Annotated in this window: 15 protein-coding genes and 4 pseudogenes; 9 read left to right on the forward strand and 10 right to left on the reverse strand. The window is 60.2% G+C overall.

Going from position 1 to position 20,743, the window contains the following annotated elements; all coding sequences use genetic code 11:
* Positions 1 to 4 precede the first annotated feature (4 nt).
* Together RJT48_RS17315 and RJT48_RS17320 are read left to right on the forward strand one after the other, a co-directional pair.
* Positions 5 to 721, forward strand: a complete 717-nt coding sequence (locus RJT48_RS17315; RefSeq protein WP_311173594.1) for a TorD/DmsD family molecular chaperone — start codon at positions 5 to 7, stop codon at positions 719 to 721.
* Between the two features lie 11 nt (positions 722 to 732).
* Positions 733 to 1,812, forward strand: coding sequence for an Mrp/NBP35 family ATP-binding protein (locus tag RJT48_RS17320; RefSeq protein ID WP_311173595.1), 1,080 nt, complete (start codon positions 733 to 735; stop codon positions 1,810 to 1,812).
* A gap of 393 nt (positions 1,813 to 2,205) precedes the next feature.
* On the opposite strand, the gene RJT48_RS17325 is transcribed toward RJT48_RS17320, so the two are convergent.
* The gene (locus tag RJT48_RS17325; RefSeq protein ID WP_311173596.1) at positions 2,206 to 3,000 is read right to left on the reverse strand and encodes a DUF6997 domain-containing protein; all 795 of its coding nucleotides are present in this window, start codon (positions 2,998 to 3,000) and stop codon (positions 2,206 to 2,208) included.
* Positions 3,001 to 3,415: 415 nt separating this feature from the next.
* Here RJT48_RS17325 and RJT48_RS17330 point away from each other — a divergent pair.
* A pseudogene (locus RJT48_RS17330) lies at positions 3,416 to 3,998 on the forward strand (selenium-binding protein SBP56-related protein); the annotation flags it as partial.
* Positions 3,999 to 4,098: 100 nt separating this feature from the next.
* On the opposite strand, the gene RJT48_RS17335 reads toward RJT48_RS17330, so the two are convergent.
* From RJT48_RS17335 to RJT48_RS17345, 3 genes are all read right to left on the reverse strand, one after another.
* Positions 4,099 to 4,854 (reverse strand): plastocyanin/azurin family copper-binding protein, encoded by a 756-nt coding sequence (locus RJT48_RS17335; RefSeq protein WP_311173597.1) that lies wholly within the window; start codon positions 4,852 to 4,854, stop codon positions 4,099 to 4,101.
* Between the two features lie 25 nt (positions 4,855 to 4,879).
* Positions 4,880 to 5,188: a thioredoxin family protein gene (locus RJT48_RS17340; RefSeq protein WP_311173598.1), complete on the reverse strand. Its 309-nt coding sequence runs from the start codon at positions 5,186 to 5,188 to the stop codon at positions 4,880 to 4,882.
* A gap of 170 nt (positions 5,189 to 5,358) precedes the next feature.
* Positions 5,359 to 5,712 (reverse strand): SHOCT domain-containing protein, encoded by a 354-nt coding sequence (locus RJT48_RS17345; protein WP_311173599.1) that lies wholly within the window; start codon positions 5,710 to 5,712, stop codon positions 5,359 to 5,361.
* Between the two features lie 143 nt (positions 5,713 to 5,855).
* Here RJT48_RS17345 and RJT48_RS17350 point away from each other — a divergent pair, with 143 nt between their 5' ends.
* Positions 5,856 to 6,071, forward strand: coding sequence for a hypothetical protein (locus RJT48_RS17350; RefSeq protein ID WP_311173600.1), 216 nt, complete (start codon positions 5,856 to 5,858; stop codon positions 6,069 to 6,071).
* Positions 6,072 to 6,259: 188 nt separating this feature from the next.
* On the opposite strand, the gene RJT48_RS17355 is transcribed toward RJT48_RS17350, so the two are convergent.
* From RJT48_RS17355 to RJT48_RS17365, 3 genes are all read right to left on the reverse strand, one after another.
* Complete coding sequence (locus RJT48_RS17355; protein ID WP_311173601.1) at positions 6,260 to 7,663, reverse strand: permease; 1,404 nt, start codon at positions 7,661 to 7,663, stop codon at positions 6,260 to 6,262.
* A 550-nt stretch (positions 7,664 to 8,213) separates the two neighbouring features.
* Positions 8,214 to 10,889, reverse strand: a complete 2,676-nt coding sequence (locus RJT48_RS17360; RefSeq protein WP_311173623.1) for a heavy metal translocating P-type ATPase — start codon at positions 10,887 to 10,889, stop codon at positions 8,214 to 8,216.
* Between the two features lie 96 nt (positions 10,890 to 10,985).
* Positions 10,986 to 11,576 (reverse strand): AsnC family transcriptional regulator, encoded by a 591-nt coding sequence (locus RJT48_RS17365; protein ID WP_311173602.1) that lies wholly within the window; start codon positions 11,574 to 11,576, stop codon positions 10,986 to 10,988.
* A gap of 133 nt (positions 11,577 to 11,709) precedes the next feature.
* Between RJT48_RS17365 and RJT48_RS17370 the strand changes: the two genes are divergently transcribed.
* The 3 genes and pseudogenes from RJT48_RS17370 (at position 11,710) to RJT48_RS17380 (ending at position 14,070) form a co-directional block, all read left to right on the forward strand.
* Complete coding sequence (locus tag RJT48_RS17370; protein WP_311173603.1) at positions 11,710 to 11,907, forward strand: heavy-metal-associated domain-containing protein; 198 nt, start codon at positions 11,710 to 11,712, stop codon at positions 11,905 to 11,907.
* Positions 11,908 to 12,086: 179 nt separating this feature from the next.
* Positions 12,087 to 12,322, forward strand: a pseudogene (locus RJT48_RS17375) (PadR family transcriptional regulator); the annotation flags it as partial.
* Between the two features lie 392 nt (positions 12,323 to 12,714).
* Positions 12,715 to 14,070 carry a DUF7282 domain-containing protein gene (locus RJT48_RS17380; protein ID WP_311173604.1) on the forward strand — a complete coding sequence of 452 codons (1,356 nt, stop codon included), beginning with the start codon at positions 12,715 to 12,717 and terminating at the stop codon, positions 14,068 to 14,070.
* A gap of 239 nt (positions 14,071 to 14,309) precedes the next feature.
* Here the strand turns inward: RJT48_RS17380 and RJT48_RS20835 are convergent.
* Positions 14,310 to 14,810 (reverse strand): annotated as a pseudogene (locus RJT48_RS20835) (hypothetical protein); the annotation flags it as partial.
* A gap of 99 nt (positions 14,811 to 14,909) precedes the next feature.
* Positions 14,910 to 15,256, reverse strand: a pseudogene (locus RJT48_RS17390) (transposase domain-containing protein); the annotation flags it as partial.
* Positions 15,257 to 15,347: 91 nt separating this feature from the next.
* On the opposite strand from RJT48_RS17390, the gene RJT48_RS17395 reads away from it, so the two are divergent.
* Positions 15,348 to 16,775 carry an aspartate aminotransferase family protein gene (locus RJT48_RS17395; RefSeq protein WP_311173606.1) on the forward strand — a complete coding sequence of 476 codons (1,428 nt, stop codon included), beginning with the start codon at positions 15,348 to 15,350 and terminating at the stop codon, positions 16,773 to 16,775.
* Positions 16,776 to 16,936: 161 nt separating this feature from the next.
* On the opposite strand, the gene RJT48_RS17400 is transcribed toward RJT48_RS17395, so the two are convergent.
* Positions 16,937 to 18,619, reverse strand: a complete 1,683-nt coding sequence (locus tag RJT48_RS17400) for a thiamine pyrophosphate-binding protein (RefSeq protein WP_311173608.1) — start codon at positions 18,617 to 18,619, stop codon at positions 16,937 to 16,939.
* Positions 18,620 to 18,936: 317 nt separating this feature from the next.
* Here RJT48_RS17400 and RJT48_RS17405 point away from each other — a divergent pair, with 317 nt between their 5' ends.
* The gene (locus tag RJT48_RS17405) at positions 18,937 to 20,553 is read left to right on the forward strand and encodes a zinc-binding metallopeptidase family protein (RefSeq protein WP_311173609.1); all 1,617 of its coding nucleotides are present in this window, start codon (positions 18,937 to 18,939) and stop codon (positions 20,551 to 20,553) included.
* Positions 20,554 to 20,743: the final 190 nt, after the last annotated feature.

The raw sequence follows: 20,743 nt of genomic DNA on the forward strand, positions 1-20,743 counted from the left end.
TGAAATGCCCACGCACACGACTGACGGCCGCGACGAGGCGGCGATGGCAACGGCCCGCGCCCGGCTGTACGAGCTGTTGGCTGCGACCTTCGACGGCGAGGCCGAGACGACCGCAGCCGCGCTCGATCGAGGGGCCTTCGCGGCCGTTGCCGAGGTGTTCCCGATCGACATCGAGACGGCGGACCTCCGCGGCGACGACCACGACGCAGGTTCGCTGGGCGTCGGGTACGACAACCTGTTCGTCGTGCCGGGGACCCACTATGTCCCGCCGTTCGCATCCGCTCACGCGACCGATCCGAGCGAGGCGTTCGAGTCGGACTCGCGGTACCACACCGCCGGCGAGGCCGGCGAACTCCTCGGCGATCCGGCCGCCGATATGGCGCGGCTGTACGCCGCCGCCGGGTTCTCGCCCGAGCGCGGTGGCGACATCCCCGACCACATCGCCACCTGCTTCGAGTTTATGCGCGCGCTCTGTGAGCGGGAGGCGGCGCTACTCGAAGGCGACGGAACCGAAGCGAACCTCGATGCAGTCCGCGAGCTTCAGGCCCGGACGCTCTCCCAGTTGGGCTGGATCGACCGGTTCGAAGAGGCCGTCGCGAGCAGCGACACAGTCGAAGGCGTCTTCGCCGCAATCGCTCGTCTCGCGCGGACGTTCACCGCGTGGGACGCCGAAGAAGTCGTACAGGCCGATCAACAACCGTCCGAAACCACACCCACGTAACCACTCGACCGATGACAACCACAGACATCTCAGACGCCGACCTTCGTGATCGCCTCCGCGCCGTCGACGACCCGGCGCTCGATACTGACATCGTCACCGCCGGACTCGTCACCGACATTTCCGTCGACGACGGAACCGCTGCCGTCGAGCTCGCGCTCGGCGCCCCGCACGCCCCTGACGAGGCCGCCATCGCGGATCGCGTCCGTGAGGTCGCCGACGATACGGGGGTCGATGTCGAGCTCTCGGCGAACGTACCGCTGTTCGATTCTGCCGAATCGTCGGTTCTGCCTGGCGTCAAAAACGTGATCGCCGTCGCCTCCGGAAAGGGGGGTGTCGGGAAAAGCACTGTCGCTGTCAACCTCGCCGCCGGCCTCGCCGACCGCGGGGCGAACGTCGGGCTGTTCGACGCCGACGTGTATGGCCCGAACGTCCCACAGATGCTCGGCGCCGACACCGATCCCGATGTGACGACCGTCGACGGCGAAGACCGAATTGAACCACCGACCGCTCACGGGCTCAAGCTGATGAGCGTCGGACTGATGATCGAAGACGACGATCCGGTGGTCTGGCGCGGTCCGGTCGCACAGAACACCCTCACCGACCTGTTTGCCGACGTTTCGTGGGGAACGCTGGACTACCTCGTCGTGGATCTCCCGCCGGGGACCGGTGACGTCCAGCTGACGGTGCTTCAGCACTTACCTGTCACGGGGACTGTCGTCGTCACGACACCGCAGTCCGTCGCCGTGGACGATACCCGCAGAGGAATCGAGATGTTCGGCGAGTACCAGACCAACGTGTTGGGTGTCGTCGAGAATATGAGCGGCTTTGTCTGCCCGAGTTGCGGAGACGCTCACGAGATCTTCGGTGAAGACGGTGGCCGAGAGCTGGCCGACGCAGTCGATGTCCCGTACCTCGGATCGCTCCCGCTGGATCCGGCGATCCGTGCGGGCGCCGACACCGGCGAGCCGATCGTCCGTCAGGACGCCGCCAAGACCGCGGAAGCATTCCAAGACCTCGCGGCGACGGTTGCGAACAAAGTTGGCGTGCTACGACGCCACCACCGCCAGACTGCGACTGACGGTAGTGGGTAAAGATCCGCTCGGTCCGGACATCGACAGTATCTCCGAACTCCGAGGGTTCATTCTCGTCTGCGACCTCGGGTAGGGATGTTGATTTTTTATTGAAATTAAACTATCACAGACCGCTCAGTACAGCCCACCTTTTTGCTGCGTCGGGTCGCGCTGCGCGCGACCACTCCTTGCAAAAATCTGGACCAAAAAGTGACCGACTCCGCCGCCTTCGGCGGCTTCGTCGGTGAACCGCTCGCTCACTACGTTCGCTCGCGGATGCTCAACTCGCAAACTCGTTCTGACGGCTGATTCGGTTGCCAGACTGTGAAATAAACACCGTGACAGGAGTTCTATGACACCCTATCCGCGTGGCTGTCCTGTGGCCCGGTCAAAGAAGCTCCGTCCGTAGCCGAATCAGATTCGTACTTCGTAGTGGGAGTCGTCGACGACGTGCAACTTCGCAAGACACGGCCGTTCCTCGCCCGTCGGAATCTCCGAACACTCGTAGATGCTGTATCGAACACCCTCCTTTACCGGACGTGCGCGAAGGTAGACAGGAATCACTCGATCAACGTCGAGCGACAGTGACGTCTCCGCCGCAAGCGCCGGATAGCCCAGTTTGTGCTTGGCCAGGTCCCGTCGCCCCCCACACATCGCCTCGATGACCAGGAGAACGCGCTCGCCGTTGCGGCGAGTCATCACGAGCGCGTCGATTTCGATCTGACCGTCGTTGTGATGGAGGATCGTCGGTCGGTCGGGATGTGGTTCGAATTCGAAATCGAAACTGGACGCGACGGTCGTCGGAGCAGTGCCGATCTGTGCAGCGTCGAGATCGAGCGCTCGGGAAAAAAGCCCCGTCGAAAGGGCGAAGTTCAGGAACCCTGTCTCCGAGAAGGTCGGCAGCGACCGATACACTTCGAGCATATCCTGCACCTCCTGTCCGAGAGCGAGCGTATCGTCCCCCTCCGCCGTGTAATCCAGCGTCTCCCGTTCGTCGGGGCGGAACGCCCGCTCGTCGATGAAGAAGTCGTCCAGGTGGTCCGGAACGTGAACGAGCGCAAACTGGGTTCCGGGGCCGTCCGTCGCTCGCCCCAACGACAGGACCATCGTCTCTCGCTCCGCCAACCGACTCGACAGCTCCTGCCGCGTGTCGACCGAGAGTTCCGCCGCCGTCCGATATTGGCTCGGATCCTGGCCGATTTCCCGCAAATAGCCAGTGAACGATCTCGGGCCGTAAAGCCCGGTGGCTGCCTCCTGTACCGAGCGCAACGCTGGATCCCAATGGCTCACAACAGCCGCCAGTCGGACGTGCGTGAGCTAAACCCTGACGACTGTGGCCGAGTTGTGCGGGCGATCAAAAGCGACCGCGACCGGCTCCCGCTGTTAGTGCACCGTCAAATTAACCTCGAGATCGACTCGTGGGTGCTCTTCGGCCTCGCTTGAGAGCCGTGCCACGTGCCGGGTCGGGGTGAAGAGGCCGCGTACATCGACGCCAGCCACAGCGGCTCCGACTCCGGACGAGCATATACTATTATTAATCGTTAATATTCATCTCCCGGCACCCGCCATAAGCACCGACAAGCCAAATTAGGCGACCGAGGAGCCAAGACACGACCACCACGAGGTGGCAGGCCCGGGATACCCGACGCCCGCAGCAATGTGGACGGAGTCCGATCGCGAGAAGACGGCGTTCGTTAGCACCCCGAGCCGGGATGGACGTCGACGCACCCGACTTCGTCGGCGTCGTCGATGTCGACCCGGATTCAGAGACGTACAGTGAACTGATCGACACTATCGAAATGCCGAACATGGGCGACGAGCTTCACCACTTCGGCTGGAACGCCTGTTCGTCTTCGTTTCACGCCGAAAGGCTGGCTCGCGACCACCTGATCGTCTCCGGCCAGCGCTCGTCCCGAATTCACATCCTCGATGCGACAGACCCGCGCGATCCGAGCATCCAGAAAGTGATCGACCCCGACGAGGTGTTCGAGCACGATCTCTCGGCACCTCATACCGTCCACTGCGTTCCGGGCGGCAAGGTCGTTATCAGTATGCTCGGCGATGCAAACGGTGGTCTCCCGAGCGGTTTCCTCCAGTTCGATCAGGACGACTTCTCCATCGACGGCCACTGGGAGGCCAACCGCGGCGATATGGAGATGAACTACGACTACTGGTATCAGCCCCGTCACAATGTGATGGAATCGAACCACTCAGGTTCTGAATCCGCAGTAGAAGAGCTCTCTGAATATGCCATCGTGGGTACTTCTGGACTCCCGCGTGGGGAATCGTTACGGGCTTCCGGTGGCTTCAGTTTTCTCGATTCTCCACTAATCGCTCACGACGTCGCTGGAACTCTTCTTCGTCGATATCGCCTCGTGCGTAACGGCGTTGGAGGGTTTCCACCGCGGAACCGTCACTCCCAGGCGGTGCACCGCCTCGACCCAGTGCCCAGTAGAGGAGTCCGCCGACCAGGCCCAGCATTCCGAGTGCCCCGCCGACGAACGGCAGCCCACCGAACCATCCACCGTTCCGGCCGTTCACCATCCCAGGACCAGACCCCATCCCTGGACCCATCATTCCGTCATCGGAGTTCCCGTCACTTCCGGTGCTAGATCCATACGCGATCGCACCCTGCTCGACGATCGCGTCGCTCTCGGGCACGTCACCGTCCGGAATCGGACTCTCCTCGGCTGGACCGCCGGGGTTGCCGACGATGATGCGACCGACCATCCCGACCGACTTGTGCGGGATGCAGTAGTAGTCGTACGTGCCCGGTTCCTCGAACGTGTACTCGAACTCTCCCGACGAGATGGTCCCACTATCGAATGCGCTGGCGTCGGATGGAATCCGGTTCTCGTAGGCCGTCGCCGAGTGTGCACCGGCTGCTATCTCGAAGCGGACGGTCGTACCGGGTTCGACGTAGAGCCCGATCGGGTCGAAGTAGTTGTTGCCCATCTTCACGACGGGCGTCTCCTGTGCACTTGCTGGCTGAGAGAGGCCTGTGCTGGCGACTGCGCCGGCACCGAGCACTCCCAGGAACTGACGTCGACTATAGTTCGTCATATGAGTTGAATCGGTCGCTTGTTCGTTATCCGCGCACGACATCGACGAGGCGCTGGGCGAGTCCAGACGACTGCTGGGTCGCGCTCTCGATAGCTGATTCCAGGTCTTCCCGGTCGACGATGCCAATGAATTCGGCGGTCTGCTCACCGTTCGCGTAGACGAGCGTCGTCGGCGTCTTCCGGACGCCGTATTCCTCGGCCGTTGCCAGATCTTTCTGGATGTCGACCTCCCGGAACTCGACGTCCGGGTATTCGTCCTCGATACCCTCGTTTTTCTCCCGTTGTGTTGCGCATGCTCCGCACGTCTCTTGGGTGAAGAGGATGACTTCGGTCACATAGTATACTACGGTATTGGGATTTAATCACATTACTATTCAGGATCGTAAGCTGAGAGAACTCCCTCCCTTCGATTCGAAGGCGGGCGCACACAGTGGTGATCGGGAGAAGCATCACGAATTCGGTCACGCAGGCGTGGGAATACGCACCTTGGTGCGTACTCGTTGGCTCACTCCGACCGTTCGAGTCTCTCGCGGCGGGATTCGAACTCTTCGTCAGTGAGGTCGCCGCGAGCGTACGCCGTGCGGAGTTCCTCCATCGCGGGATTGCGAGACGCCTGCGTTTCGCTCGTGCGCCGGAAGACGAGATAGCCACCGCCGACGAGGATGAGGAGGAAGATAAGCGGGATGAGCATCCCGATGAACGGCCACCACCCGCCAGTACCGCCATACTGACCCATCATCCCGCCGTACCCCATCATCCCGCCGAATCCCATCCCCATTGTGAGCAAGGGCAAGACAATGATTGCCCCGAGGATAAGGAGGATGATTGTCGTGGTATCGAGTTGGTTCGATGAAGACATCGAGATCAGGCCTCCGGCGTGGATCCTATAGTAGCGTTTGCAACTGATTGCTCATCCGATCGCACGACTGCGTGCGATCGTGTGAGTGAAGACTTGCAAACGCTACTATAGCGCGTTCGATTACGCCCTTCTTCGGGACGCTCATGTTGTACCGCCTCGCGAGTCTCACGTACACAGGAGCCGTGACGACGCCGCTGATGATCGAGGCTGCCCTCGCTATTCCGATGGTGTTCCTCGGTGCCTGGATCGGCGTGTACATCTTCGATCACATCCCCGAGCGCATCTTCCAGTGGGTCGTGCTGGCGCTACTGACCGTGAACGCGTTCGTCCTGCTTTTCACGTCGGTTCCGGAACTCTAACCGCGTTCGGCTGTCCTCTGGGCGAGGATTCCGGATCCCCTCGATACAGCGGTTATCCATCCCACCTCGAATAGACGTGGTACGCATTCATACCTGAGAGTTGGCGAGACACCGGTGTACCAGTTGTGATCGTCCGAGGCGGGAATCGACGACGCCTGGCCACGATACTCGGTATCGAGATACAGCGGTCAGTGATGCTCGTGGCTCTGGGAAGCTCCCGTCCCTGAGACGCGGGGATGATGATGTGCAAATTCGGATGGGTGCTTCTCGAACGATCGCATACATCGGTCCGAACAGAAGTAGTACGTCTCGCCATCGTGGGTGAGACTCGGCCCGCTATCGTCGGTTCGCATCCCACATACGGGGTCGCGGTACTGCCCGGGTGCACCGAGACCACGACGGTAGACGTAGAGGAGGAAGCCAGAGACCGCGAACGCGACGATGTTGAGGTAAAACGTGTAATTAAGTTCGAGGTACGTCTGTTCGGAGGCTGTCTCCCCGCCAGCGAGATTCGGGACGATGCCGAGAGCGCTGAACAGTTCCTCCATGAGGAACCCGGTGAACGCCATCGTCACAAAGAAGATACCGAGGATGTATAGCATCACCTTCCAGCCGTAGTACTTCCGGTAGACGTTCAGGACGGGGATAGTGATGAGATCGGCGTAGACGAACGCGATGACGCCGGCGAAGCTGATGCCGCCGCCCCAGAGCGCAACCGCAAAGGGAACGTTCCCCATACTCCCGACGAAGCTGATGACGGCGATCGCGACACCCATAATGGCGTTCTCTGCGCTCACCAACAATCCATCGCCCCGGAGGAAGAGCGTGTTCCAGACCCACTGCGGAACGAAGACGATGACGAATCCCGAAATGAGAAAGCCCGCGACGACGTCCGTCCAGATCATCGACCACTCCTTGCGATACTGATTCCCGACTTTGTACCACCCGCCCCACGAGCGGAGTTCGTCGCGCCAACCGCCGCTACTTGCGGCTTCCTGCTGGTACGTCTCCATACACCCTTCCGAACAGAACTTCAGCGTCTCGCCCCCGTCAGTCATCAGCGAGTACTCGTCTTTGCCTTCCATCCCGCAAGTTGGGTCCTCAGTGATCCCTTGGTCGTGGTCGCGTTGATTCAGTTCCTCCCGTACTTGCTCGAAGAGGTTCTCGGGGAGCGTCAGATGGACGAGGACCGCCATCACGGCGATGAGAATGACACCGCCCAGGAGTTCTGCAACGAGAAATTCCCAGCCGAGGAGGATGAGGATCATCAGACCGAGTTCGACGATGAGATTCGTCGAGGCGAACATAAACGCGAAGAAGTTGATCGTGTGCGCTCCCTTCTTGAACAGTCCCTTCCCGATGGCGACCGCTCCGAAACTACACCCACTACTTGCCGCCCCGAAGGCAGTTGCTCTCGTGAGGCCACTCAGGTTCCCCTCTCCGAGTACGTTGGCCATCCGCTCTTTCGAGACGTAGACCTGAACGAGACTCGTGATGACGAGCCCCATAATGATTGCCCACGCCGCCGTCCAGAGAAAACCGACGCCGATCCGTAACGACTCGAGGATTCCGTCGACGAGGGCGGCTTGCATATCTAGACTATCACAGGCATCCGCTTTGTCACTTGTTCTTAAGAAACTGAGGCAGTGAGTGGAGTATATTTTGTATTCAAAGGCGATTCGTGCTATCAGCTGTGGGCGACCGTATCGCTAGTTACGAGCACTACTCCCACAAACCAGGCTCCGTACGAAGTGGACCTCACCGAGGATCGAGGGAGCGTCGCCGTCCGGCCCTCGAGGTCGCCTTTCGACGGCACTATCTTTCATTAAACCCTCACCTTTGCGTCCAGGCGATTGATAATACCGGCTCCGGGTCGCACCCGTCAGACGGTCTTAAGCGCCCTATCACTTTCATCGGGTAGGTGTAGTCAGTGAAAAAAAGTGTGGTGAAGCCCATCGAGCGGGGGCGCAATGCGGACTACAACCTCTGTATTCAGCACGGCCGCTGAAACCGATCACTGTTTGGGGGATTTCAACAAGGCCAGATGCGTGTGTTGGACCGTTGTGCTATCGGCCTATGAGTCCCAGAATCCGTCTGCGATTTGACAGGGTGCGGTGGAGATGGTGATTCCGGGTGAGTTGATCAGCGGAGTCGGCCGAGCAGTTCGTAATCGTGATCCGGCGTGTACCGACGGAACAGCAGACTGTTCGACAGCACCGACACACTCGAGAAGGCCATCGCGCCGGCCGCGAGCACGGGCTGGAGGAGGCCCAGCGAGGCCAGCGGGATCATCGCCGTGTTGTAACCAAGCGCCCACACGAGGTTCTGTTTGATCTTCTGGAGCGTCGCGTCCGAGATACGGATGGCCTTCACCACGTCGAGCGGGTCGTCGCGCATCAGCGTCACGTCCGCCGCTTCGATGGCGACGTCCGTGCCCGACCCGATGGCCGTCCCGACGTAGGCGACTGCGAGCGCGGGCGCGTCGTTGACGCCGTCGCCCACCATCATCGCCTTTCGCCCTTCGCCCTGGATGGCCTCGACGGCATCGGACTTGTCCTCGGGGAGCACCTCCGCGCGGACGTTCCCGGGGTCGATACCGACCTGCTCGGCGACGGCACGGGCCGTGCGCTCGTTGTCGCCGGTGATCATCATCACGTCGATACCGCGCTCCTGCAGTTGGCTCACGGCCTCGGTCGCACTTTCTTTGATCGTGTCGGCGTCAGCGACCACACCGACGAGTTCGCCCTCGCCCGTGCCAGCGGGCACGCGGGCGACGAGCATCGCCGTCTTCCCCTCGTTCTCGAGGCGCTCCATCGTATCCTGGGCGGGTGAGGGGTCGATCCCGTTGTCGCGGAGGAGCTTCCGGTTCCCGACCAGCACCTCGCTGCCGTCCACGGTTGCGCGGATGCCGTGGCCGGGGACGTTCTCGAAGTCCTCGGGGTCGTTCACGTCGATGCCGCGCTCTCTGGCTCCGTCGACGATGGCCCGGGCGAGCGGGTGTTCGCTTCCACTTTCGGCCGTCGCTGCGAATCGCAGGACGTCGTCCTCACTGAGACGGTCGCGTGCGGTTAGCGCTCCGCCGTCGGATCGGGGGTCCGACGAGGTCCCGCTCGCACTACTCGCGGGACCGCCGTCGGCTGCCGGCTCACCACCGTCCGCGACGGCTTGGCCGTCACCGTCGAAGACGACGACGTCGGTCAGTTCCATCTCACCTTTCGTCAGCGTGCCCGTCTTGTCGAAGACGACCGTGTCGACGTCTTTCGCCCGTTCGAGGATGTCTCCGCCCTTGAACAGGACGCCGTTCTGGGCACCGATCGTCGTTCCGACCATCGTTGCAGCAGGCGTCGCTAACCCCAGCGCACAGGGACAGGCAATCAACACGGACGACGCGAAGACGATGAGCGCGAACTCGAAGACCGAGACAGTGCCACCAGCCACGACTGGGCCGCCAGCGACCGCTCCCCACAGCGGGAGCCAGCCGACGAAGCCGGCGAGTGCTTCGGGGAAGAGGAACCACACAGTGCCCCACAGCAACGCGTTCGCGATGACCGCTGGGACGAAGTACGCCGAAATACGATCCGCCAGATTCTGGATGTCAGGTTGGCGGGACTGGGCCTCCTTGACGGTCTGGACGATCTGCTGGAGCGCCGTGTCCGAACCGACCTTCGTCGCCTCGACGACGAGCACGCCGTTCTCGTTGATCGTCGAGCCGACGACCTCGTCGCCCTCGCCTTTCTCGACGGGGACCGACTCGCCGGTGACCATCGACTCGTCGACGGCGCTCTGCCCGTCGACGACGACGCCGTCGGTCGGAATCTGCTCGCCGGGACGGACCTTCATACGGTCACCGACGGTGACATCTTCGAGTGGCACTTCCGTCTCGTTGCCGTCCTCGTCGACGAGGGTGGCCGTCTCGGCCTCCATTTCGAGGAGTTTCCGAAGGGCGTCGCCCGCCTGCCCTTTCGAGCGCGCTTCGAGGTAGTTCCCGAGGGTGATGAACACCAGGATGAGCGCGGCAGTATCGAAGTACAGGCTTCCCGCGATCAGTCCGGCAAGTACTGCAACGGAGTAGAAATACGCAGTGGACGAACCCAGTGCGATGAGAACGTCCATGTTGGCGCGCCGGTTGTTGACCAGCGCGTTGTACGAGTTCTTGTAGAACGGCCAGCCGAGCACCGCCTGAACGGGTGTCGCCAGCAGGAACTCGACCCACCCGAATTCGACGCCGAAGACCGTCTCGGGCAGAATTCCCCCGCCGAGCAGAAACTTCTCTGCGAGGAAAAACAGCATCGGGGTAGCCAACGCGGCGCCGAACAGCGTCAGTCGAAGCTGTTTTCGAATCTCACCCTGTCGCGCGGCGTCCCGAGCGTCTTCACCCGATTCACCGCTGTCTCGGTCTTCCCGGACCGGCGAGTACCCGGCGTCCTCGATAGCGCCGTAGAGCGCCTCGAGTGACGTGTCCGCGGGGTTGTACCTGACCTGCGCTTCGTCGGTGGCGAAGTTCGCCTCGGCCGAGATAACACCCGGCGTGTTCTCGAGTGCGGTCTCGTTCGTCTGCACACAGTTGGCACAGGTCATATCGGAGATGCCGATGGTCACCGTGTCAGACACCGCACCGTAGCCGGCGTCCTCGATCGTCTCGTAGATCTCTGCGAGCGATACCTCGTCCGGGTCGTACTCGACGGAACCTTCGTCCGTGGCGAAATTGGCGTTCGCCTCGATGACGCCGTCGAGCGACTCCAGGGCGTCCCCAACTGTCCCCGAGCAGTTGGCACAGGTCATCCCTGTGACGTCAAGATGTGCTGTGCGTGTTTTCATCGTCATACTATAGGGGCTACTCCGTTAGGTGGGTTTCTACTTGGATAGTGGGGGTAATCAACGGCGTTTACTTTCGTTTCCAAACCGGGGTCAGCGCTACACGCCCTCTTCGAGACGCTGGTGTCGATTTTCGAATCGACTCTGACACGATGGGCAACAGAAATGGTAGAGCTCTCCACCGATACGACTCGTCTCCCCCTCAGAATCCACAGTATTACCGCACTCGGCACACGTGAGTGCGAACTCGACGCCGTCGATCGATGGCGTCCACTCGACTTCGTCGACTAACGTGACTGTGTATTCAACCGAGTCAACGCCGTCGAGAAGCGTGTTCACCCACGCCCGGACGTTCTGTGCTTCTGCACGTCCATAGAACCAGAGGTCGCCCTCCGACGTAATGAACACGTGTTCGACGGCGTCGTCGTTTCTGACCCGTTCGCGTGCCGTCTCGAACGACTCGGCTGGGAGATCTAGCTGGACGAGTACCGGTACACCAGCCCTGAGTTTGGTACGGTCGACATCGATAGTGAAGTGGTTGATGACCCCGGCCTCTTGGAGCCGTGTGACGCGATCTGAGACGGCTGGCCCCGAGAGGCCGATTTCCTCGCCGATTGCGCTGAACGGACGACGGGCGTTCTCGGCCAACAGCGAGAGAATCTCCATATCGGTTTCGTCCAAGTCCCGCATACTGGCCGAAAGGGACGCAGGATACAATACTATTTCCCTGAAATCACTTTGGAATACTTCGTTTCACGGCCGTTCGAGCAGCAGTATCGAAGCAGGAAACGACAAAGAGGAGCCGACCGTATCTCTCACTGGAATGAGTCAAGTGATCACCGTCGAGGGAATGACCTGCGGCCATTGTGAACAGACAGTCGAAGAGGCACTCCGAGGTGTGTCTGGTGTGACTGGCGCCACCGCCGATCGTGAGGCCAAACAGGCGAGCGTCGATGGTGACGCCGACGTCACGATCCTTGTGCAAGCCGTCGAAGACGCTGGATACACAGTCCACGCCTGATACTGATTACTCTCGTCTCTTCCCGCCGAGCGCCGCCAACGGGGATGGCGCTCGCCGGTAACAAGTGAGAGTAATCAGTATGAGAGACCCAGCTCGTTCGCGGACGGCCCTCGTTCTCCTTCGAGTCCGCCTGCCCTGATCGTACCGCGAACGCAGAAGTATCATACCTTGGATGGATTGACATCCTCCAGCAGCCCGACAAACTCCCGTCGATATACGAACTCGAAGGCCTCAACCACAGCCTGAGCAAGGCCGCCGTCGACAACCACATACAGAAGCTGATCGGTTCTGGCATCGTCCAAGAGGTCGCTCTCGATGACGACGAACGCCGCCAGGGATACCCGTGGAGGGTCGACGGTCTCACGAGGAACGTGAGTTGCTTGGCGATCACACCCTCCTCGCGGGTGAGGAGACTGGCCGCCGGCGCGGGGCCTTGGCCCGCGTCGGATGGTGGGGATTACTCCCCGTGTTACGGGCTCCGGAGACCCGTGGTTTCGGAGGCAATTCAGCAGCGACACCGCCGGAGCTCTCTAATAAGCGGGACTTATCGACCACGGCATAGACTCCGATATGGTACAAAAGAACGGCGGACAGGAGTAAGCCGATCGAACGCAGATCAAGACGACGTATAACAAAACTGGACCGGGGAGTGGGGGACGTGTGGTTCGCGCGGGGACCAGCGAGCGGAGGACAGTTCGGCAAGCGAAACACGAAATCGGCAAGCGAAACACGAAACTGGATCTGAGATACAATACTATGGAAGCTTCAAGAACGAAACTTATCGCGATCGTACTAGCGGCGGTGATGATGACCTCCGTCGTAGGAATGGTCGGAGCACAGGAGACGCAGCAACAGGTCGACTCACCGATGGATACAAACGCCACGGTGGCCTTCTCCGATCAGACGACGGACGGCACATCGGTGACCGTCGATTCGGTGAATATGACAGACGGCGGGTTCGTGGTGCTCCACGACGACAGCCTGCTCGAAGGTGAGGTCACCGGGAGCGTGATCGGCGTCTCGGAGTACCTCGAACCCGGGGAACACGACAACGTCACTGTCACGCTGTTCGATGACGTTCCGGGAGCGACGTTCAACGAGACGGAGCTCACCGAAAACGAGACGCTGATCGCGATGCCGCACCGCGACACGAACGCCAACGAGACCTACGACTTCGTCGCGACCAACGGGTCGGAGGACGGTCCGTACGTCGACAACGGGACGGCAATCACCGACTCGGCGAACGTCACCGTGGAAACCCAGATGACCACCGGTGAATCGTTTGTCGTGGCTGATCTGACTGCTCCCGAGGTCATCGAACGGGGCAATACGCTGAACGTCAGTGCAACCATCGAGAATCCCAACGACGAGGCGGACACACAGACCGTAGCGTATCGATTCGACGGTAACGTGTCGATCCGCGAGGAGGTCAGCCTCGATGCCGGCGAGTCGACGACTATCACAACCTCCGTTAACACGTCCGCTGTCACTGCCGACAGGTACATCCACGGCGTGTACACGCGTGAAGACGGACAGCCCGCCCAGGTCCTGATCGTCGACGAAATCGCCTCCTTCGAGGTCACGGGCCTCACTGCGCCCGAGTCGGTGACCGTTGGCGACAACGTCACAGTGAACGCCACCGTCACGAACCCCAACGAGTTCGCCAACGAACAGCCGGTCGAGTTCCGGTTCGACGGCGCCCTCGTGGAGACCCGAACCGTCGACCTCGACGGCGAGAGCTCGACGACTGTTCAGTTCCAGATAAATACCCAAGGGACTCCCCCGGGGATGTACATCCACAGCGTCTTCTCGAACGACTTCGGACAGGACGCGATCATCACGGTCGAAACCCCGGGCGACGGGGATGACGGGGACACCGGAAACGAAACCAGTACACCCGAAGACGGTACTGACGCGGAGCCGACAGCAACACCCGAAGACGGTGCTGACGGTGACACCGGAAACGAAACCAGTACACCCGAAGACGGTACTGACGAGGACACCGGAAACGAAACCAGTACACCCGAAGACGGTGCTGACGGCGACACCGGAAACGAAACCAGTACACCCGAAGACGATACTGACGGCGACACCGGAAACGAAACCAGTACACCCGAAGACGATACTGACGCGGAGCCGACAGCAACCCCCGAAAACGGGTAGCTGACCCGGGTTCCAAAGGTTCGCTCATTCAGCCGAGTTCTGCACACTCGGCTGGTATTTTCCAGCGATAGCGAGGAGGTTCCGTCGGGACGGGCGGCACGGCTGGGGTGAATCGTCCCAAGGCGGAGAGATCCACTAGGCGCCATACAACATCGTCGAGTCGGATATCAGCCTGGAGTGTCTCGGCAACCACCTCCGGACCGTCGATGAACAGGTACTCCTTGTGGACGCCACATCTGTAGACTCTTGAGATTATGCTGGGAGTTGACAGAGACAATTTCGGCGGCGTGAAGAGAGCTTCTTCTGCGCCGAAGTCCCTACATTGGGTTGACGTCCGGTCGCGTTCAGCCTCTTTTTCCGCATCCCGAACGTGCTCTTTGCGAGCAGTATCTTCACTCTCGCGATCTGCGATCTCGCTTGCCTTTCGGAACAGGTCGATTGCCTTGCGTGCGTCACCGTGAGCTTGCGCAGCAAATACCGAACTGAACGGACTGACAACGTTCTCGAGGACCTCACCCCAGTACGTGTCACGGCACCGTTCAAGAATTGCCTGCAGCTGTAGTAGCGTTCGCAACTGATTGCTCATCCGCTCGCACGACTGCGTGCGATCGTGTGAGCGAAGACTTGCGAACGTAACTATAGTTCTCATCGTCGTCCGGAAAACCGATCTTCCGCGAATTGAATGAACTCTCTGCCCGTCCGTCGAGAGTCCCGATAAACCGAGAGTCGTCGGAGATCGAATATCTTCGAAATTGGTTATTTTGTATTTTTATATTTTCAGATATATATCTGATGCCACCCTGATTTCACGGGCAATCTGCTGGAATCGGCGGTTGATGCGACGGATATAGTCGAATATAGTGCAGACGGTTGGTGTCGGAATCGACAGTATTGTAGGCCAATCTTGTTCATCGCTGAGCTGAATTACGGTTTCATCGACGGCAACGTGATTGGGGTCGGTACCAGTTGTCGGCTGTAACTCAGCCTTTTGCACCCACCGGTGCACACTGGTTCGATGAGCTTTCACTCCCAAAATCTCAATGGTTAGAAGTATATATAATATTTATATAACAATCAGATGAAATCGGATACCAGGCTTCATCGCTGGCTCGGGTGTCTTCTCTCGCTCCAGAAACACCACTTGAATACGACTGCAATCGCTGACAACGGGGTCGAAACTGCGCATAGGCCACTCGATGTTTTGACCGCCCCGTTCCGTATCGCAACGCTGCCGTATCGAGGCAAGTATTATTATATTTTGTATAAATGAACCAATTATGGGTTCCAGCCCGCCGATCGAAGAAATCCATCTTGCACAGGAACCAGAAATCAACGGGATTCCAGGACCCCGATCTCAGGAACTGCTTGAGACCCAGCGCGAGGTCGACAGCAACGCAGTAGCCTACCCTCGACGCGTTCCAGTCGCACTTGAGGAAGCTATGGGGGCGACGATCCGCGACGTCGACGGAAACATCTTCCTCGACTTTTTCGCGGGTATCGGCGTCCTCAACGTCGGCCACTCGAATCCATACGTTGTTGAGGGCGTCGAAGAGCAAGTGGGCAAACTCACACATACTATCGACTTCCCAACCGAACCACGAATCGAGTTCATCAAACGACTGAACGATATCGCCCCACAGGGCCTCAGCGGCAATAGCAAGGTGCTCTTCGGTGGCCCCTCGGGAAGCGACGCAATCGAAGGCTCGATCAAACTCGCAAAACACAATACGGGTCGCCACGGCCTGCTGGCTTTCGAGGGATCATATCACGGTACGACCGCCGGAGCGCTTAGTTTGACCGCCGGGAAGGCGTATAAAGAGGGTTACGGACCGCTGCTGGCGGACACAGTCCACGTGCCGTTTCCGAACCCCGCCGAGACGGAGCTTGGCGGCGATATCGAGGCGTTCTGTCCCGCAGCGGACTGTTGTCAGTCGGGCGTATGTGGCCGTGCTCTGGATGCAGTCCAGCGGAAGTTCGAGAGCCCGTACGGCGGACACGAGAATCCCGCGGCTATTTGGGTAGAACCGATTCAGGGTGAAGGCGGCGTCGTGGTACCGCCGGAAGGGTTCCTCCAGGGACTCCGCGACATCGCTGACGACAACGACGCGCTGCTCATTTTCGACGAGATCCAGACGGGATTCGGTCGGACCGGCGAGTGGTTTGCCGCAGACCACTGGGGTGTGACGCCTGACGCGATGACAATGGCGAAAGGAATCGGCGGATCGGGGCTGCCGATCGGCGCTATGATGTACCACGAAAAATTCGATACGTGGGGCCCCGGTGGGCACGTCGGTACCTTCCGCGGGAACGTCCCAGCGTTTGTCGGCGGGATTCGCGCCATCGACTACATTGAGGAGCACAACGTGCTCGATCACGCTCGTACGGTCGGCTCATACATCCGATCCCGATTCCGAGAACTTGCCGAGGACGTGCCTCAGATTGTCGATATTCGAGGCAAAGGGCAGTTCACTGGCGTCGAATTCCGCGTCGATGGGGAACCGTCGAAGGATCTCGTCGAAGCCATCCAACGGGAGTGTTACCACAACGGCGTGCTCGTCTGGTATGCTGGCCGCGAAAAGAGCGTGCTTCGGCTGCTTCCGCCGCTCGTGCTCACGGAGCGTCAGGCGGAGGTCGGTATGGAAATTATCTGTGAGTCGATTCGTACCACGATCGCCAATCACGACGGAGTCGAGACGTCCGAATAGGTGTCTTTCGGAGTGAACTTCGTTTCATCCGCGCTACGGTCAAAAGCGTCCTGTACTGTCTCGATCGGTTCACTGTTCGCCTAATATCACCGTCTATTTCCAGCACTTCTCGTCGGAGAGCCACTAGCTTTCGTGCGCTCTCCATAGGGGGTGCATTGCAGTCAGTCTTCGACCTGAACATCGACGACTGACGGGCCGTTGACGCGAAACGCTTTATTCAGCGTTGATTCAAGATTTTCCCTCGCGGTGACACGCTCTGCACTTACGCCGTGGCTTCGAGCGTTCTCGACAATATCGACCGGGGGTTCGATATCCATCCCGACGAAGTCGTAGTCGGCGTCAGTCCCGCCGCAAATGTCGATCATTCCGTCCTTCAGAATACGGTAGTTCCGGTTGTTCGGGATGACGATGGTAACATCCACACCGTAACGGGCGGCACTGTACACCGCTTGCGGATAGTACAGGTACGAGCCGTCACCGATGAACCCGACCACCGGGCGTTTCTCCCCGGCCTGCGCAGTCGCGATCGCTGCTCCGACCGCTGCGGGGAGGGCATAGCCCAGCCCACCATTCTTGTTAGCGATGAACTGTTCGGGACCGAGCGACCAGCGAGTCAGGAGGGGATACTTGCTCGTGTTACTTTCGTTGACGACCAGTGCGTCAGGTGCGGTATCGGCGAGCGCGTCGGCGAGTTCGACCTTCGTTATCGAGTCTGTCTCAGCCTCGTCACCGCTGCTCGGGAGGAACTGCTCCACCGCGTCTCGTCGGGACGGGATCGACTGGCGTCGCCGTGTCCGCTCTGCAGCCGAAACGTCGACCGTCTCTGCGAGTTCTGCGGTCACTGCTCCAGGATCACCGACGACCGCGACGTCTGCGGGAATATTCTTCCCGATTTCCCAGATGTCGTCGCTAACGTGAATAGTGGTCGCGTCGTCTGGAATAAACGGTTTCTCGTACGGAATGTACGGGGTATTCGTCGAACACCCCACGAAGACGAGCGTGTCTGCGTCGAATGCGACGCGTGCCATCTCCGTGTCCGGCGCAACGAACGAGACCCAGTGGTCGTCTTCGGGCGGATAGTTGATCTCGGCAGTAGCCATCTCGCTGTACACGGCCGCACCGGTTGCCGCCGCGAGATCGGTGACCGCGTCGATCGCGCGCCTCCCGGCCTGCGCCACGCGGTCGCCGAGCACGAGAGCGGGGTCGTCGGCACGCTCGAGGATCCGGGCCGCGGCGACAATCTGCTCCGGGTCGCCCCGGCCAGCAGTCGGAATCGACCCGAGTCGCTCGGGACGAGCGTCGGTTTCAGCCAGCATCACATCTATTGGGAGCCCCAGGAACACGGGTCCGGTCGGAGGCGTCAACGCGACTCGAACTGCCCGTCGGAGCATCGTCGGGAGGGCCGAAACGTCGTCGACGACAGCGCTCCACTTTGTATACTCCCGCGCCATCTCCTCGAGGTCGCCGGAGAGAATCGGCTCCTCGTGTCGGTGATTCGTTCCGTGATCGCCCGCTGTGACGAGCAGCGGAACGCCGCTTTGGGCGGCGTTCTGGATGTTCGCGAGTCCGTGGGCGAGCCCCGGCGCGACGTGCAGGTTCACGACGCCGAGCGGCAACACGTCGGCCTCAGCCGCGTGTGCGTGGTAGCGTCGCGTGCTCGCGTATCCGGCCGCCATACCGACCGCGATATCCTCGTGCAACCCGAGCAGGTAGGTGAGCTCGGACTGTTCGATCGCACGGAGTATCGGGACTTCCGTGGTGCCAGGGTTCCCGAATAGATGGGTCACTCCGTAGGTCTCTAACGCGTCGACAAACAGATCTGCGCCGGTGGCACTACTGGTCATGCTTCACGCGAGCGACGCTCATATTCGGTTTAGTGGAGGTCGAATGGGATACTCGTGACTGTACGGACCGTGGCATACACACCGATTCTGGCCTCATCAGTAAAAAACCTACCTCTCAAACGGCTCTCGGTCCACCCCGGACGTGCCGGAGCCCCACGCAACACGGTTCCATACGCTGGTACTCTGCAGTCACCGCAGCCGCGCTCCTCTCCCTCTCGGACCGGCCGCCAGAAGGTTCCGAACGTCTACCGCTTCGACAGCGGACAGTTACGTCATCGGACGAAGGAACTTTATCGGTCGGTACTGATGTGGCGGGTATGGTAGAGGCAGACGTAGTCAAGACTTTCGTCCGCGATTGGCTCGACCGCAACAAAGAGTGGTTGTCCGACTTCGAACAGGAGATTTGGGAGTACGCAGAACCGGCGTACCGGGAGTACAAGTCCGCACGGGCGTACCGCGAACTCCTCGAGGACAGAGGTTTCGAAGTCGAGGCCGGAACCGCCGGGATGCCGACGGCATTCCTCGCCGAATGGGGCGAGGGAGAGCCGACGATCGCGACGTACGCCGAGTACGACGCCGTGCCCGGAAACAGTCAACAACGAGTTCCTTACGAGGCGCCACGGGAGGGGTTACACCCCCACGCGGCGGGGCATACGGATCCCCACTCGATCCTCGGTGTCGGGACGCTCGGTGGCGTGTTGGCTGCGAAGAACGCTATGGAAGAGTTCGACATCGAGGGGAAGATCCGGTACTTCGGCGAGCCAGCGGAGAAAGTCTGTGGGTCGAAACCAGTCCACGCTGCGAAAGGGTACTTCGACGAGCACGATGCACATATCTCGTATCACCCCTATCCGACGAACACGACGGTGTGGGACACACAGTGTGGCTCATACTGGAGCGTCGTATTCACCTTCGAGTGCGACAGCCCGGAAACGTGGTCGGATCCGAGCGTGCTCCCGGATATGGGACCGTGGCACGCCGGTGCACGGGCACCTGGGGCACTCGACGCTATCTGCTTGATGTACACGAATACCAAATATACCAAGGAGGCGATGTTCCCGCATACCGGGACCTGGATCGTCAACGAACACGTGATGAATGCCGGGCAGAAAACCTCCGATAATCTCGCACCGCGAATCGGACAGATCCAGTATTGCTGGCGTGCCCCGACCTTAGATATCCAACAGCGAATCTACGATGTACTCCGACAGAACGCCGAACACGCTGCAGCCGTCTCACACACCTCACTCTCGGAAACGTGGGTAACCAAAACCCGCGTCGGACTCACCAACCACGCGCTGTCCACGCTTGCATACGAGAATCTCGAATGGGCCGGTGCACCTGAATTGAGTGAAGAGGCCCGGGAGTTCGGGAGAAAGGTACAACGGAACCTTGATCTCGAACCGATGGAGAATCCGTTCAACGAGGGGGCCGAGCAGCTCATAGAGCCGCAAGCCTACGAATCAGAGTTACGACGGGGGCTCCCCGAGTGGCAGAAGAACTTCACCTCGGACGACTACGTCGATTACACGTGGCACGCCCCGACAGTTCGACTGTATACCGGTCGTCCGTGGCTCGACCCGCCGGAAGAGAGCTACAGCTACCCCGAGTGGGCATATAACGCAATCGGTGGTATTCCGGAAATAACCCACCCAGGGATGTTCACGGCGAGCGAGACAGTCGCGGGGACGATCGTTGATCTCTGTACGAAACCCGAGACACTCCGGGCAGCAACGGAGGAGTTCCAGGAACGAACCGGTGGGGGCGTCGGCGGAAGTGAGTGGGTATCGCCGCTGCTTCCGGATGATCACGTTGTGCCTGTTGATCTTCCGTGGCCTGAGTACGTCGAAACCCCACGTGGACGGGAGTGGTCGTTAGCTACCCCGACTCGAACGTGGACTGGCACCAAGCCGGTCGAACAAGACCAAGACTGAGCCTCACCCAGTCGCACGGACGGACAGTCCCAGTCATCGGGGGTTCTCAGGGCCTTTTCGCCCGAATAACTTTGGTACTCTTACTGACGGCTACAGGTTGAGGATACTGTCCGCATCTGTTGCAACGGCAAGCACAGTGTCTGTAACCAGCGGTCTGATACCCGTCCCAAAGCTATAGTAGCGTTTGCAA

This window comes from Halobellus ordinarius (assembly GCF_031823395.1).
GTDB classification, from domain to species: Archaea; Halobacteriota; Halobacteria; order Halobacteriales; family Haloferacaceae; genus Haloquadratum; species Haloquadratum ordinarius.